Consider the following 14,217-nt stretch of genomic DNA (forward strand, 5'->3'; position numbering starts at 1 on the left):
GGGGGTGGGGGTGGCGGGACTACGACGCCTGACCCGCAGTCGCGCGCGAAGGGCATCTGCTTCGCCAGCAACCTGTCGCTGTCGTCCGCGACGGCTCAGGAGATGGCGTCGATCGGCATCGAGTGGATCCGTCTTGAGTACAACTACAACGGCAGCACGGACGGCACCAACCATGGTGGAGCGTCGGCTGCCACGATCCAAAACGCGGTTGCGGCTGGACTCAAGGTGCTGGTGGTGCTCGGTGATGGCACCGCTGCGCTGCCGATGTCGGCCGGGTACAAGGCCAGCAACGGGTGGATGAGGAGCGCCGTCACGTACCTCGCCAGCCTCGGCGTCCACGCGTTCGAGATGGTGAACGAGCCGAACCTTGCGCAGAACTGGGGCGGTTCGACACCGGACCCGGCGGCGTACACGACGCTCCTGAAGACGATCTACCCGATCATCAAGGCCGCGGATCCGACCGCTTCGGCGATCATGGGCGGTCTCGCCGGGTGGGGCGAGGAGACGTCCGGTCACACGCCGCAGGGTCCGACGGGCGGCAACGGGTACCACCCGTACGACTGGATGTACCTCGTCTACCAGAACGGCGGCAAGGCGTTCTTCGATGCGCTCAACGTCCATCCGTACGACTACTCCGAGGGCACCCCGGCGACGGCGAACCCGTACAACCTCTGGTCGACGATGGGTGACCTTCGGACGCTGCAGGCGTCCAACAACGACTCCGGGAAGCGGATCTGGGTCACCGAGTACGGCGTCCCCACGGGCACTGATGCCGGGTACACCGCGTACCCGGTCTCGATGCAGCAGCAGACGATCACCGAAGCCGCGCAGATCATGGCGGCGAACTCGTACTACGGGCCGTCGTTCTTCTACCAGTGGCAGGACTCCACCGACGACTTCGGTCTCTACACCGCGGGGGGCGCTCAGAAGGCGTCGTACGCCACGTACGCCGGCGTCACGCTGCCCACGGACACGATCACGGTCGGTGGCGGGGATGCCCACGGCTCGACACTCACCTACAACCCGACGACGGGCACGTTCTCCGTTGCCTGAGAAGAGGACGCAGTCATGACGACTCCCACGGTTGCCGCGGTCGACCCAGCGACTGGGCTGCTGATGCCGCCCCTCCGGCAGGCGATGGCTGGCACCTTCACCGACCCGACGACGCCGGAGGGTGCCGCGCTCGCGTCCGGGTTCGCAGTGTCCGGTCTCCCGGCGGGGATCGAAGCGCCCTTCCGAGTGGACCCGGCGAACGGCGTCTACAACCGGCAGGGGTCATCCCTGCGGAAGTGGCGCGCCGCGCTGAACCGTCAGGAGCAGACGAAGGTCGCCGCGCGGGTGGTGCTGCAGGGCAACAGCATCGGCCAGGGAGCGAACTCCTCGGCCCCGTACTTCCAGACGTCGTGGTTCGGGGGCCGGCTGCCCGGGAAGGTGCTCAACCGGTTCCCGGACGGCGGCCGGGGCTGGAACCCGCTCAACGACACGAACTCGAACGCCGACACGCGCCTCGTCACCACGGGCACGTGGTCGACCCTCGGCAACAACATGGGCATCGGGCAGGGCTACGCTCTCACCACCGTCGACCCGACCGCGACGCTGACGTACACGCCCGCGTCCGCCGTGAACTCGATCAAGATCGTCGGCGTCACCACCACCGACGGCGGCACCGCCACGGTCAAGGTCAACGGCACCACAGCCGGCACGATCAACTGCAACGGGACGCAGGGCGGCCTGCAGGGCGCCGAGCTCGACCTCACCGTCACCGGCACTCCGACGATCACCATCACCGCGCCGTCCGGCGGCGCACGCATGTCGTTCACGCTGATCGTCGAGCAGATGACCGGCGTCGGCGGCGTGCAGTTCGCCAAGTTCGCGATCAACGGATCGATTACCCAGAACCATGTGCAGAACCCGTACCCGTCGTCCGAGCTGAACCTCATCGCGAACGTCGTGCAGCCGGACCTCACCCTGATCGATCTGATCACGAACGACTGGGGTCAGGCGGTTCCGATCGCGACGTTCAAGCAGAACATGACGACGATGATCCAGAACGCCCAGACCACGGGCGACGTCGTCCTCATGGTGCCGATCCCCGGATCGGACCGTCGCGGAACTGGGTCGGGGACGATCCCGCTCGACCAGTCCCCGGTGTTCGACGACTTCGTGCAGGCCACCTACGACCTCGCCACCGAGTTCGACCTCATGGTCATCGACCTCCGGATGATCTACGGCGAGTGGGCCGACGCGAACGCCGCCGGTCTGATGTCGGACGACTACCACCCCAACGACATGGGCCACCGGGCGATCGCGCAGGTGGTGTTCTCGGCCCTGTTCGAGGGCTGGCAGTCGCTCGTGCCCCCAGCGTTCGGATCCTCGGGCATCTGGACTGCTCAGCAGTTCTTCACCGCAGCGGCTACGAAGTTCGGCAACGGGTCCACGTTCCTGCAGGTCGGTCTGTACGCCTACGTTGACACCACGAAGCCGTACCTGGCCTGCACGACCACCGATCTGATGCTGTCCGCGGCGTCGAACGGGTTCCTGCAGTTCCTGTCGAACATGAAGATGGGCGGCGGGTTCTACCTCACCCCGGGGAATGCCTCCACGATCGCGTGGCGGCTTCGACAGGCGACGAGCCAGTCGGCTTCGATGTTCCGCGTCGAGGACCCCACGGGCACGGTGAAGCTGTTCGAGCTCGATAAGGCGGGACGGCCGATCGTCGGGTCGAACCTCCCGACCGCGGCCAGCACCGTGGGTACCGCGGCTGTGACGAACGCGACGTCGGACCCCGCGCACTCGGTGACGGTGGCGACGAGTTCCGCTGTGGCGGCCGGTGGCGTCCTCGCGACGGTGACATTCTCGGCCCCGTACGGGTCGATGCGGGCTATCACCCTGCAGCCGCGGAACGCTCCTGCAGTCGCGGCTGGCCTCTTCACGACCGCGGAGTCCGCGACCAGCTACTCGATCGCCACCGCGAACGGCGTCGCATCTGGCACCACGCTGTCGCTCTACGCGACCGTCATCGGCGGCTGAGCCGGACACGAGCACCCCCAGGCCTTCGGGTCTGGGGGTGTTTCGTCGTTCCTGGGGTTCGTGACGCCTGGGATACGCTCCGAGCATGACTCAGGGGGGAACGGTCGTCGCGGGCCGTGCAGGACGTCTCAGCGCGCTCGACGGGCTTCGTGGGATCGCGGTCGCGTTGGTCGTGATCGGTCACGCGACGGGCGCGATTGGGCTGCATCTGCCGGTCGGGCTCGGGCTGTTCGACGAGGGCGGCCGTGGCGTCACGGTGTTCTTCGTCCTCAGCGGGTTCCTGATCACGAGCATCCTGCTCCGCGAGCAGGACCGGAGCGGCCGCATCGACCTGCCCGCGTTCTACTCGCGCCGGGCGTTCCGGATTCTGCCGGCGTTCTACGTGTTCCTCGCGGTTGTGTCTGTGCTGTCGGTGCTGGGGACCGTGGTCCACGTGACGAAGGCGCAGGTGCTGTTCGCGGGCCTGTTCATCTGGGACTATGCGCCGAACGGCGGGAACTGGTGGCTGGGGCACACCTGGTCCCTCGCGATCGAGGAGCAGTTCTACCTCCTCTGGCCGCTGCTGCTCCTGCTCGTCCGCCGGCGAGCCGCGATCATCGTCGCGATCGCCGTGCTCGTCCTCGATCCCGTTCTCCGTGTCGCGGAGTACGTGCTCGTGCCGTCGCTTCGCGGGTACGACAACGTCATGTTCCACACTCGGGCGGACTCCCTGATCGTCGGCGCGCTCCTGGCGCTCCTGCTGCGAACGGCCGCCGCCGACACCATCCGGCGTTGGGCAGGCATGCTCTGGGTTCCCGCCGTGGTCTACATGCTGCTGGTCGGACCGGCACTCGAGACACGACTGTCGAACGCCTACCTGCTGACCGTGGGATGGAGCATCGAGGGGCTCTGCATCGCCATCATCATCGCGGCCGTCACCGCTGCCCCCGCCGGGCGCCTGGCAGCCGTGCTGTCGTGGTCCCCGCTACGTCTGCTCGGACTGGTGTCGTACAGCCTCTACCTCTGGCAGCAACTGTTCCTCTCGCCCTACATGCCCGCACCGCTGTCGTTGCCGTGGGTCGGGATCCCGGCGGCGCTCGCTCTCGCGGTCCTCAGCTACCTGTTCGTCGAGCGGCCGTTCCTTCGCATGAAGCGACGCTTCGAACGCGCCGCGGTGGCAGACCCGCAACCCGCGATCTGAGAGACAGACGAAAGACCCCGAGGGCTGCACGCTGCAGCCCTCGGGGTCTTTCGTCGTTCCGTGACTGTCAGAGCTCTCGCGACATGTCGAGGATCCGGTCGGCATCCTGCTTGCCGACGCGGTATTCACGGACCACTCGGATGACCGCACCCTCGACGCCGTTACCGGACGGCGGATCGTAGATCACCTCGACGTTGGTGATCTGGTCCAGCACAGATCCACCACGTTGCATGAGTTCGTTCACGCCGGCGACGATCATCCTGTCGTCATAGCTGCGGTTCGTCTGCGCCATGGCTACTTCGCCGAGCCCGAGCAGGTGGCGACGGAGTAGGCGCCAGTCGACGTCGATTCCTGGATCGTCTGCCCGTCGGCGGTGATCTTGCAGGTGATCGTCGTCGCATCCGCCGACGCCTGTGCGACGAGGGAGAAGATCGTCGAGCTGAACAGGCCAGGGTCGCTGATCTGCACGTCCTTCTCGAACGGCAGCGCAGCGTCGGTTGCCTGGGAGGTGGCGGACTTGCCGTTGTCGAAAGTCATGTAGGTGACGTTGCCGGCGGTCTTGCCATCGCTGGTGACCTCGTAGTGGACCACTCGAGCGGCCGCTGCCGTAGCCGTAGGTGTGGTGGACCCGGAGGCGGTGGCCCCGGCTGTGCTGGCGGGAGCAGCGGTCGAGCCGGTCGAGCTGCAGCCTGCGAGGGCGGCGATGATGGCGGCTGAGGCGAGGATCGGGTAGAGCTTGCGCATGGTGTTCCTTTGGGATGAGCTTCGGGTGACCTGAGCATAGGGACAGAACGGCCGAAGCGAAAAGCCCTCAATATGAGGTCGTTACCGAACCGGTACTTCTGCACCCACGTCCGGACCGGCAGCGGCGGCGCGTAGGCGGCACGGGTGACGCCGCGCGCCTCGAGGGACAGCGAATAGGGCTCGTCGGGCATCCATCGGTCCTTCCGTCGCGATCCCACGACGGGGAGTGTCGTGTGTGCCGCCGACAGTCCCGCGTGAGGAATCGTTCTCGACCTGTCGTGTCCCCTCCCGCTAGTGTGCGGCTCGTGGAGAAATCGACGGCGATGCAGGTACCGGCACGCCAGGGGCAAGAGGTTCCGGCCGTGCTGGTTGAGGCCGACGGCGTCGTTGACCTTGAACTCGACGGCGACTTTCTGCCAGATGCCGAACCAGCAGACGTCATCCGCTCGTCGTAACTGAAGGACGGGGCCGGGCGAGGTCGTCGCTCGCCTGTCCCTTAGGGGTTGAGAGCGTCGCGGGGGAACGTCAGACGAGCGGCCACCGGAGGGTACGTCCGGTGGCCGCTCACCTCGTACGGTACCGACTCCTCGACGCGATGTCCGCACGCAAAGCGGTGGGTAAGCGGTGGACGGGAGGAACACGAAAGCCCCGGACCCTCGCGCGATGCTTGAGAATCCGGGGCTGGTGGTGCGCCCCCTGGGACTTGAACCCAGAACCCACTGATTAAGAGTCAGTTGCTCTGCCAATTGAGCTAGAGGCGCGTACCGTCGCGGCTCGCCGCAACGGAGAACAACAATAGCATGGGTCTCGGCCGCCACGGACCACGGGGCGACGCCACCACGTCGCGCAAGGAGCACAGGATGACCGAACGTCTCGCCGCCGGGGCCGACGCCCCCGACTTCACCCTGCCGGACGAGCACGGCACGCCGACGAGCCTGCGCGACCTGCGGGGCCGGAAGGTCATCGTGTACTTCTACCCGGCCGCGTCGACGCCCGGATGCACGACCGAGGCCTGCGACTTCCGCGACAACATGAACTCCCTGCAGGGCGCCGGCTACACGGTGCTCGGCATCAGCAAGGACGACCTCCCCGCGCTGCAGCGCTTCAAGGACGAGCAGGCCCTGACCTTCCCGCTCCTGAGCGACCCGGACCTGACGGTCCACCGCGCGTACGGCGCGTACGGCGAGAAGAACCTCTACGGCAAGGTCACGACGGGCACGATCCGCTCGACGATCGTCGTCGACGAGGACGGCCGCGTGCAGCTGCCGCTCTACAACGTGAAGGCGACGGGGCACGTGGCCGCGCTGCGGAAGAAGCTCGGCCTGGACTGAGTCCCTGCCCTCAGCGCTCGAGGTCGCGGCGGGCGAGCACCGCCGTCGTCGCCGGTGCGAAGACGAGCACCAGGGCGAGCAGCGCTGGCAGGAGCAGCACCCACCCGATCGCCGGGACCCGGAACACGCCCTGGAACGCACCGACGGCGAGGGCGATCTGGAGGAACTGCCAGACGACGACCCCGCTCCGCACCCAGGAGCGGGCGCGGGCCAGTCCGAGCACCATCGCTCCGAGCCAGATCGCGGCGACGGCGGCGAGGACGATGAGCGCCAGCCCGTTCACGACCGAGTCCGGCGGGGCGACCACGAGGTCGACGACGAGCACCACCGTGAGCACCGCCACGGCGAGGAACTCGAGCCCCACGACGACCGCGAGACCGAGCACGGTCGGCGTCCGGAATGCCGCGCGATCAGGTGATTCCCGATCAGCGGCACCCTCGGGGCGCTCCGGGCGTGGGGCTTCCGACACAGCGTTCCTCCAGCTCTCGACCCTTGATTTGGCCATATCAGTATGGAACGATGTTCGAGGTCGATGGAACGCCACGATGACGTGTGCGCCTCCCGCAGAGTCTTTCTCTCCCCCACAGAGAATCCCCCCGCAGTGCTGCAGCCCAGCTGGCCCACGCCTGCACTTGATTCGCCACGGCCGTTCGTCGTGCGATTCGAAGCTATTTAAGGAGCATCAACACATGGATTGGCGTGACAAGGCCGCCTGCCTCACCGCGGACCCCGAGCTCTTCTTCCCGGTCGGGAACACCGGCCCGGCCGTCGACCAGATCGAGAAGGCGAAGTCGGTGTGCGCTCGGTGCACCGTCACCGAGACCTGTCTGCAGTACGCGCTCGAGACCTCGCAGGACTCGGGCGTCTGGGGCGGTCTGAGCGAGGACGAGCGTCGCGCGCTCAAGCGCCGCGCTGCCCGCGCACGTCGCGCCTCCTGACCGAGCGCACCCGTTCCGACGCCGACGGCGCCCGGTCCCCCAGGGGACCGGGCGCCGTCGTCGTTCCACCCCACGTCGTCCTGCCGCGCCCGTCGTCCCTCGACCCGGACCCCGCGCGATCCCGAGGCCGAAGCCCTACGACTGCTCCGACCACCGGAAGGGGATGCCGATGGTGACCTCGGTACCGCTGCCGACCAAGGTGTGCCAGTCGATCGTGCCGCCGAGTTCGCCCTGGATCAGGGTCCGCACGATCTGCGTGCCGAGTCCCGCACCGACCTTGCCCTCGGGGAGTCCGCGCCCGTTGTCGCGCACCTGCACCTCGAGGTGGTCCTCGAACCGGTCGGCCACGATCTCGACCTCGCCGTCACGGCCGTCGAGCCCGTGCTCCACCGCGTTCGTCACGAGTTCCGTGAGGCCGAGCGCCAACGGCGTCGCCGCTTCGCTCGGGAGCACACCGAACTCGCCCGTCTTCTTGGGGCGCACGGTCGTGTTGTGACTCGCCGCGACCTCGGTCACGAGCATGAGCACGCGGTCGAACACGTCGTCGAAGTCCACGTTCTGGCTGAGACCGGTCGAGAGCGTGTCGTGGACGACCGCGATGGCCGCGACCCGACGCATCGCCTGCTGCAGGGCCTCCCGGGCCTCCTCCGAATGCGTGCGACGCGCCTGGATGCGGAGGAGCGACGCGACCGTCTGCAGGTTGTTCTTGACGCGGTGGTGGATCTCGCGGATCGTCGCGTCCTTCGTGATGAGCTCGCGCTCCTGATGCCGCTGCTCGGTGACGTCACGGCAGAGCACGATCGCCCCGATGCGCTCCCCGTGGTCGCGCAGGGGGATCGCGCGGAGCGTCACGGTCACGCCCTTCGCCTCGATGTCGGTGCGCCACGGGGCGCGGCCGGTCACGACGAGCGGCAGGGACTCGTCCACGACGAGCTGGTTGCCGAGCAGTCCGGTCGTCACCTCCGCCAGGGAGAGCCGTTCGAGCTCGCCCTCGAAGCCCATCCGATTGAAGGCGCTGAGGCCGTTCGGGCTCGCGAAGGTGACGACGCCCCCGACGTCGAGTCGCAGGAGTCCGTCGGAGGCACGAGGAGCACCCCGACGCGGACCGGTCGGTGCGCCGATGTCCGGGAAGTCCCCCGTGGCGATCATGCCGAACAGGTCGTTCGCGCTCGAGTTGAACGTCAGCTCCTGGCGGCTCGGCGTGCGCTGCTCGTTGACGTTCGAGTGGCGTGTGACGACGGCGATGGGCGCCTCCGTCGTCTGGGCGCTCGTGGCGGACAACCGACGCAGGACCGGGATCGCGCGCACGCGGGTCGGGGTGTCCTCGTACCAGTCGGGCTCCGCCGAGTCGACGATCTCGCTGCGTTCGAAGCACTGGGTGATCTGGTCGCGCCACTCGTCCCGCACGCCCTGCCCGACGACGTCGCGGTAGAACAGCGTCGCGGCGGACGACGGCCGCGCGTGCGCGACGGCCACGAACGAGCCGTCCTCCGCGGGCACCCACACCACGATGTCGGCGAACGACAGGTCGGCGAGGAGCTGACCGTCGCCCACGAGCAGGTGGAGCCACTCGACGTCCGCGTCGGTGGACCGGCCTTGGGCGAGAACGAGGTCACTGAGGGTCGACACGGAGCAAGTCTAGGTGGCCGCCTCCGGTCCTCCCTGCGACCGTCCCCACCTCGGTCCGGGGATTAAATGTCACATTCCAACGGTCAGTAGCCTGAGGGCGTGGCCGGGGAGGCCGCACCACCGCACCACGAGGGGGCTCATGGACGACCGTGCCGCACAGCGCACCGACGACGGACCGGAGGGACGGGGCACGCGCCGTCAGGGGCGGCACGCCCTGACCGAGCACGGAGCGCAGCCGGCTCCTCCGCTGCCCACGGCGCTCGACGGCGCGGTCCTCCGCCCCACGCCTCCCGGGCACGAGCCGGATCGCTCTGCGGCGCGCGCGCCGCGGCGCACCGCCGGGCCGCGCCGGCTCCGCCGCGCCGACGCCGCACCGCAGCCCCCTCGCGCAGCGCTGCCGGACCCCACCCCCGTCGCGCGGGACCTCGCCCGCTGTGTCGTCGAGATCCTCGCCGGCGCCCGTGAACTCGACCAGATCGCGCGGTGGGTGACGGACGACGTGCACCGACACCTCCAGGTCCGCGTCCGGTTGGCGGCCCGCGCGCGGTCGGTACGCCGGACGGCGCCGCGCCGGCCCGTCTTCTCGATCGGTTCGGTGATCGTCCGCGAACCGAGCGACGGTGTCGCCGAGGCCACCGTCATCGTGCATGCACGGGCACGAACGCGTGCGGTCGCGATCCGCCTGGAGGGCCGCGACGGCCGATGGCGCGCGACCGCGGTCAGCGTCCTCTGACCACCGGTGCGGACCGCACCGGAGCGCAGGGCTGACCGGCGACGGGTGCGCGAACGCCGAACGGCGACGGCCCGAGGAGGACCGCCGCCGTTCCGGGAACGCTCCCGATCAGCTCTTCTTGGCCTGCGCCCGACGGTCCGCCCGGTTCGTCGGCGCCGTGTCGCGCTGCCCGAAGGCACCGCGCTGCCCGGACGCCGTCGCCGCAGCACCGAACGACGACCCCCGCTCGGGACCCGGGACCTGCTCGGCCTCGGCGACGGCCTGCTGCCGCTGCGCGAGTGCGGTCGCGGCCTGCTCGAGGCGACCGCTCTGGTCACGGACCTCGACCTCGCCGTCGATCGACGGTGCCGAGTACTCCAGCCCGGCGGCCTCCGAGTCCTCGCCGAGGCCCTTGGCGTCGATGACGGCCGTCTCGCCGTCACGCTGCACCTGGACCTCGAGGTTGAACAGGAACCCGATGGACTCCTCGCGGATCTGGCCCATCATGCTCTGGAACAGGGCGTAGCCCTCGCGCTGGTACTCGACGAGGGGGTCGCGCTGCGCCATCGCGCGGAGACCGATGCCGTCCTTGAGGTAGTCCATCTCGTAGAGGTGGTCGCGCCAGCGTCGGTCGATCACCGACAGGACGACGCGGCGCTCGAGTTCGCGCATGGCCTCGTCGCCGAGGGCCTCCTCGCGCTTCTGGTACGCGAGCTTGGCATCCGACAGGATCTCGCGGCCGAGGAAGTCGCGCGATGCCTTGCCCCGCGATCCGGCCTCGGTGATGACCTCGTCGATGGTGATCGACACGGGGTAGAGCGTCCCGAGCTCGGTCCACATCGCGTCGAGGTCCCAGTCGTCCGGGGAGCCCTCGCCCGTGTGCGAGTCGATGATCTCGTTGACCACGCTCTCGAGGAACTGCTGCGACCGGTCGTGCAGGTCGTCGCCCTCGAGGATGCGGCGCCGGTCGTCGTAGATGGCCTCGCGCTGGCGGTTCAGGACGTCGTCGTACTTCAGCACGTTCTTGCGGATCTCGGCGTTCCGGGCCTCGACCTGGGCCTGCGCGGAGCGGATCGCACGGCCGACGAGCTTGTTCTCGATCGCGAGGTCGTCCGGGACGTTCGAGCGGCCCATGAGGCTCTCGGCCGCGCCGGAGTTGAACAACCGCATGAGGTCGTCGGTGAGGGACAGGTAGAAGCGGCTCTCGCCGGGGTCGCCCTGTCGACCGGAGCGACCACGCAGCTGGTTGTCGATGCGCCGGGACTCGTGTCGCTCCGTGCCGAGCACGTACAGCCCACCGGCGTCGCGGACCTTCTCGGCCTCGACCTCGACCTCGGCCTTGACGCGGGCGAACACGTCGTCCCACGCGGCCTCGTACTCATCCGGGGTCTCGGTCGGGGACAGCCCCTTCGCGTGCATCTCGGCGACGGCGAGGAACTCCGCGTTGCCGCCGAGCATGATGTCCGTACCGCGGCCGGCCATGTTCGTGGCGACCGTGACCGCACCGAGGCGACCCGCCTGGGCGACGATCGCGGCCTCGCGCGCGTGGTTCTTCGCGTTGAGCACCTCGTGCTTCACGCCGCGCTTGGCGAGGAGCTTGGACAGGTACTCGCTCTTCTCGACGCTCGTCGTGCCGACGAGGACGGGCTGGCCGTTCTCGTGCCGCTGCTCGATGTCGGCGGCGACCTGTTCGAACTTCGCGGGCTCGTTCTTGTACACGAGGTCCGTCTGGTCGTTGCGCTGCATCGGCCTGTTCGTCGGGATCGGGACGACGCCGAGCTTGTACGTCGACATGAACTCCGCCGCCTCGGTCTCGGCGGTACCGGTCATGCCGGAGAGCTTCTTGTACAGGCGGAAGTAGTTCTGCAGCGTGATGGTGGCGAGGGTCTGGTTCTCCGCCTTGACCTCGACGCCCTCCTTCGCCTCGATCGCCTGGTGGATGCCCTCGTTGTACCGGCGGCCCATGAGGATGCGACCGGTGTGCTCGTCGACGATGAGCACCTCGCCGTTCATGACGACGTAGTCCTTGTCGCGCTTGAACAGGGCGTCGGCCTTGATCGCGTTGTTGAGGAACGAGATGAGCGGGGTGTTGGCCGACTCGTACAGGTTGTCGATGCCGAGGTAGTCCTCGACCTTCTCGATCCCGGGCTCGAGCACGCCGACCGTGCGCTTCTTCTCGTCGACCTCGTAGTCGACGCCGGGACGCAGGCGCGTGGCGATCGTGGCGAACTCGGTGAACCAGCGGTTGGCCTCGCCCGAGGACGGTCCGGAGATGATGAGCGGCGTGCGGGCCTCGTCGATGAGGATCGAGTCGACCTCGTCGACGATCGCGAAGAAGTGCCCGCGCTGCACCATGTCCGACGCCTGCCACGCCATGTTGTCGCGCAGGTAGTCGAAGCCGAACTCGTTGTTCGTGCCGTACGTGATGTCGGCGGCGTACTGCTCGCGACGCTCGGCGGGCTCCTGCCCCGCGAGGATGCAGCCGGTGGTCATGCCGAGCGCGCGGAACACGCGGCCCATGAGCTCGGACTGGTAGCTCGCGAGGAAGTCGTTGACGGTGATGACGTGCACGCCGCGCGAGGCGATGGCGTTGAGGTACGCGGCCGTCGTCGCGACGAGCGTCTTGCCCTCACCGGTCTTCATCTCGGCGATGTTCCCGAGGTGCAGCGCGGCACCGCCCATGAGCTGGACGTCGAAGTGACGGAGCCCGAGCGTGCGCTTCGACGCCTCACGCACCGCGGCGAACGCCTCGGGCAGCAGGTCGTCCAGGGACTCGCCGTTCGCGTACCGCTCGCGCAGCTCACGCGTCTCGTCGCGCAGTTCCTCGTCGCTGAGGGTGGCGAAGTCGTCCTCGAGGTCGTTGATCGCCTCGGCGTAGGCCTTGAGGCGTCGGAGCGTGCGCCCTTCGCCGATGCGGAGGACCTTCTCCAGCACGTTGGTCAATCGAGACTCCTCATGGTGTCGTCTGGCGCTGATCGCTCGGGGCCTCCGGACGGCCGTTCGCGCGCGCCTGATCAGCCAGCCATGCTAGCAACCTCCGCGCCCGCACACCTGGGCAGCGGGCGCGGCCGGAGCCGATGGGTGGGCCCGTTCGCTCGGGGCGGACACGAGGGCCCCGACCGCACCGTGTGGTGCCGACCGGGGCCCTCGTGGTCGTGCGCGGAGGTCAGACGGTCACGCCAGCGCGTTCGACCGTCGCGGCCTCTTGCTGGACGGGTGCGGCGTCGTCCAGGGCGATGACGCCGTAGTCCCAGCCCTTGCGGCGGTACACGACGCTGGGGCGTTCCGTCTCGGCGTCGATGAAGAGGTAGAAGTCGTGGCCGACGAGCTCCATGTAGTACAGCGCGTCGTCGACGGTCATCGGGGACGACGCGAAGACCTTCGTGCGGATGACGACGGGGTTGTAGGCGTCCTCGTCCGTCGCCTGGGCCTCGTCCGTCACGACGGGCAGGCTGCCGGTCGCGACCGTCTCGATGAGCGTGCCGTCGGCGGGCACGACGTCCATCGTGGCGAACCCGTCACCCGCCGCCTCGGCGACCGAGGTCGGGCGGTGACGGCCCCGGTGGACCTTCTTGCGGTCCTTCGCACGCCGCAACCGTTCGGCGATGCGGGCGAACGCCAGGTCGAACGCCGCGTACTTGTCGGACGCGGTCGACTCGGCGCGGATGAGCGGCCCGGGACCGATGAGGGTGAGCTCGACGCGGTCGTCGCCGCTCGCCCCGCTGCTCTTCTCGTGGTGTCGACTGACCCGGACCTCGAAGGCCACGGCACGATCGGCGAGCGCGTCGATCTTCGCGGACTTCTCCTCGGCGTAGGCGCGGAAACGGTCGGTGATCCCGACGTTCCGTCCCGTGATCGAGATGTCCATGGCGGCTCCCATCCAGACTCGGCGCGTCGCCTCCTCGTGGCGACTCCAGACGCCTTTCGAGCGAGCGTAGACCCGGGTGCACGCGACGATTCAGGGTCCGGTCCCAGCCTCCGACGGGGAGGACGGCTCCACGCTCGCCGTCGCCACGCACCGCACCACGCGGCCGCCCGCTGCGCGGACCGCCCGGATCGCCTCGGCCATGGTCACCCCGGTCGTCACGACGTCGTCCACGAGCACGACGGCGCGGTCGCGCACGTCCACCGCGCGGAGGGTGCCGACCGTCGCGGTCACCCGGTCCACCGCCGACAGCGACTTCTGGCCGCCGTCGCGCCTGCCACGGGCCCGCGGGTCCGGCACTCGTCGGAGCACGCGAGCGGTCCGGAAACCACCGCGACGGAGCAGGACGACGACCGGGTCGAATCCCCGCCGCCGACGTCCCGCCCGCGAGGACGGCACCCGGACCACGACCGCGTCGGGTGCCTCGGCGAGCGCCCCCCGGAGTGCCCGCACGGTGGGGCGGGCCAGCGGTCCGACGACGTCGAGCCGTCCGTGCACCTTGAACGCGAGCACGAGGGCCCGGGCCGTCCCGCGGTAGGTGAACGGGGCGTCGAGCCGGACGCCGGCCACGAGCCGGACGCACGACGGGGTCGCGGCGAGGTCCTCGAGACACGCGTGACACACCGGGCGGTCGTCACGCCCGCAGACGACGCACGACACCGGCAGCAGCACGCCGAGCGCCTCGATCGCCGCGTCCCGCCACCGGTCGGCTTCCCGCTCCCCCATGC

At 69.1% G+C, this 14,217-nt stretch carries 14 protein-coding genes and 1 tRNA gene; 7 read left to right on the top strand and 8 right to left on the bottom strand.

The features are described 5' to 3' along the window. The 3 genes from DEI86_RS07765 to DEI86_RS07775 form a co-directional block, all read left to right on the top strand. A partial coding sequence (locus tag DEI86_RS07765) for a cellulase family glycosylhydrolase (RefSeq protein ID WP_220038502.1) occupies window positions 1-1,053 on the top strand: 1,053 nt, incomplete at its 5' end. A 15-nt stretch (window positions 1,054-1,068) separates the two neighbouring features. Beyond that, complete coding sequence (locus DEI86_RS07770; protein WP_111049234.1) at window positions 1,069-3,030, top strand: SGNH/GDSL hydrolase family protein; 1,962 nt, start codon at window positions 1,069-1,071, stop codon at window positions 3,028-3,030. An 85-nt stretch (window positions 3,031-3,115) separates the two neighbouring features. Further along, window positions 3,116-4,210 carry an acyltransferase gene (locus DEI86_RS07775; RefSeq protein WP_111049235.1) on the top strand — a complete coding sequence of 365 codons (1,095 nt, stop codon included), beginning with the start codon at window positions 3,116-3,118 and terminating at the stop codon, window positions 4,208-4,210. Window positions 4,211-4,277: 67 nt separating this feature from the next. On the opposite strand, the gene DEI86_RS07780 is transcribed toward DEI86_RS07775, so the two are convergent. Beyond that, complete coding sequence (locus DEI86_RS07780) at window positions 4,278-4,502, bottom strand: hypothetical protein (RefSeq protein WP_146244882.1); 225 nt, start codon at window positions 4,500-4,502, stop codon at window positions 4,278-4,280. Between the two features lie 2 nt (window positions 4,503-4,504). Next, window positions 4,505-4,954, bottom strand: coding sequence for an MmpS family transport accessory protein (locus DEI86_RS07785; protein WP_111049237.1), 450 nt, complete (start codon window positions 4,952-4,954; stop codon window positions 4,505-4,507). 305 nt (window positions 4,955-5,259) lie between these two features. On the opposite strand from DEI86_RS07785, the gene DEI86_RS16510 reads away from it, so the two are divergent. After that, the gene (locus DEI86_RS16510; RefSeq protein ID WP_181439731.1) at window positions 5,260-5,409 is read left to right on the top strand and encodes a hypothetical protein; all 150 of its coding nucleotides are present in this window, start codon (window positions 5,260-5,262) and stop codon (window positions 5,407-5,409) included. Window positions 5,410-5,639: 230 nt separating this feature from the next. On the opposite strand, the gene DEI86_RS07790 is transcribed toward DEI86_RS16510, so the two are convergent. Next, a tRNA-Lys gene (locus DEI86_RS07790) sits at window positions 5,640-5,715 on the bottom strand. A gap of 99 nt (window positions 5,716-5,814) precedes the next feature. On the opposite strand from DEI86_RS07790, the gene bcp reads away from it, so the two are divergent. Then, window positions 5,815-6,285 carry a thioredoxin-dependent thiol peroxidase gene (gene bcp / locus DEI86_RS07795; protein ID WP_111009565.1) on the top strand — a complete coding sequence of 157 codons (471 nt, stop codon included), beginning with the start codon at window positions 5,815-5,817 and terminating at the stop codon, window positions 6,283-6,285. A 10-nt stretch (window positions 6,286-6,295) separates the two neighbouring features. On the opposite strand, the gene DEI86_RS07800 is transcribed toward bcp, so the two are convergent. Further along, window positions 6,296-6,670: a hypothetical protein gene (locus DEI86_RS07800; protein WP_111009564.1), complete on the bottom strand. Its 375-nt coding sequence runs from the start codon at window positions 6,668-6,670 to the stop codon at window positions 6,296-6,298. A gap of 304 nt (window positions 6,671-6,974) precedes the next feature. On the opposite strand from DEI86_RS07800, the gene DEI86_RS07805 reads away from it, so the two are divergent. Continuing rightward, on the top strand, window positions 6,975-7,223 hold the full coding sequence (locus DEI86_RS07805) for a WhiB family transcriptional regulator (RefSeq protein WP_066515941.1): 249 nt from the start codon (window positions 6,975-6,977) through the stop codon (window positions 7,221-7,223). Window positions 7,224-7,358: 135 nt separating this feature from the next. Here the strand turns inward: DEI86_RS07805 and DEI86_RS07810 are convergent, their stop codons facing one another. Further along, on the bottom strand, window positions 7,359-8,852 hold the full coding sequence (locus tag DEI86_RS07810) for a sensor histidine kinase (RefSeq protein ID WP_111013445.1): 1,494 nt from the start codon (window positions 8,850-8,852) through the stop codon (window positions 7,359-7,361). Between the two features lie 139 nt (window positions 8,853-8,991). On the opposite strand from DEI86_RS07810, the gene DEI86_RS16675 reads away from it, so the two are divergent. Then, entirely contained in the window at window positions 8,992-9,585 is a 594-nt protein-coding gene (locus tag DEI86_RS16675; protein WP_220038503.1) for an Rv3235 family protein, read from the top strand. 108 nt (window positions 9,586-9,693) lie between these two features. On the opposite strand, the gene secA is transcribed toward DEI86_RS16675, so the two are convergent. The 3 genes from secA to DEI86_RS07830 all read right to left on the bottom strand — a co-directional run bounded on the left by secA (window position 9,694) and on the right by DEI86_RS07830 (window position 14,215). Then, window positions 9,694-12,507, bottom strand: coding sequence for a preprotein translocase subunit SecA (gene secA / locus DEI86_RS07820; protein WP_111009562.1), 2,814 nt, complete (start codon window positions 12,505-12,507; stop codon window positions 9,694-9,696). A gap of 223 nt (window positions 12,508-12,730) precedes the next feature. Further along, window positions 12,731-13,432 carry a ribosome hibernation-promoting factor, HPF/YfiA family gene (gene hpf / locus DEI86_RS07825; protein WP_111013447.1) on the bottom strand — a complete coding sequence of 234 codons (702 nt, stop codon included), beginning with the start codon at window positions 13,430-13,432 and terminating at the stop codon, window positions 12,731-12,733. 90 nt (window positions 13,433-13,522) lie between these two features. After that, on the bottom strand, window positions 13,523-14,215 hold the full coding sequence (locus DEI86_RS07830; RefSeq protein WP_111013448.1) for a ComF family protein: 693 nt from the start codon (window positions 14,213-14,215) through the stop codon (window positions 13,523-13,525). Between the last annotated feature and the right edge of the window lie 2 nt (window positions 14,216-14,217).

The organism is Curtobacterium sp. MCBD17_028, assembly GCF_003234875.1.
Taxonomy (GTDB): Bacteria; Actinomycetota; Actinomycetes; order Actinomycetales; family Microbacteriaceae; genus Curtobacterium.

What these genes read in the sequence shown, in the direction of transcription:
- DEI86_RS07785 (WP_111049237.1), bottom strand. Translation starts at nt 4,954, where the DNA reads ATGCGCAAGCTCTACCCGATCCTCGCCTCAGCCGCCATCATCGCCGCC.
- DEI86_RS16675 (WP_220038503.1), top strand. Translation starts at nt 8,992, where the DNA reads ATGGACGACCGTGCCGCACAGCGCACCGACGACGGACCGGAGGGACGG.
- bcp (WP_111009565.1), top strand. Translation starts at nt 5,815, where the DNA reads ATGACCGAACGTCTCGCCGCCGGGGCCGACGCCCCCGACTTCACCCTG.
- DEI86_RS07805 (WP_066515941.1), top strand. Translation starts at nt 6,975, where the DNA reads ATGGATTGGCGTGACAAGGCCGCCTGCCTCACCGCGGACCCCGAGCTC.
- DEI86_RS07780 (WP_146244882.1), bottom strand. Translation starts at nt 4,502, where the DNA reads ATGGCGCAGACGAACCGCAGCTATGACGACAGGATGATCGTCGCCGGC.
- DEI86_RS07775 (WP_111049235.1), top strand. Translation starts at nt 3,116, where the DNA reads ATGACTCAGGGGGGAACGGTCGTCGCGGGCCGTGCAGGACGTCTCAGC.
- DEI86_RS07770 (WP_111049234.1), top strand. Translation starts at nt 1,069, where the DNA reads ATGACGACTCCCACGGTTGCCGCGGTCGACCCAGCGACTGGGCTGCTG.
- hpf (WP_111013447.1), bottom strand. Translation starts at nt 13,432, where the DNA reads ATGGACATCTCGATCACGGGACGGAACGTCGGGATCACCGACCGTTTC.
- DEI86_RS07830 (WP_111013448.1), bottom strand. Translation starts at nt 14,215, where the DNA reads ATGGGGGAGCGGGAAGCCGACCGGTGGCGGGACGCGGCGATCGAGGCG.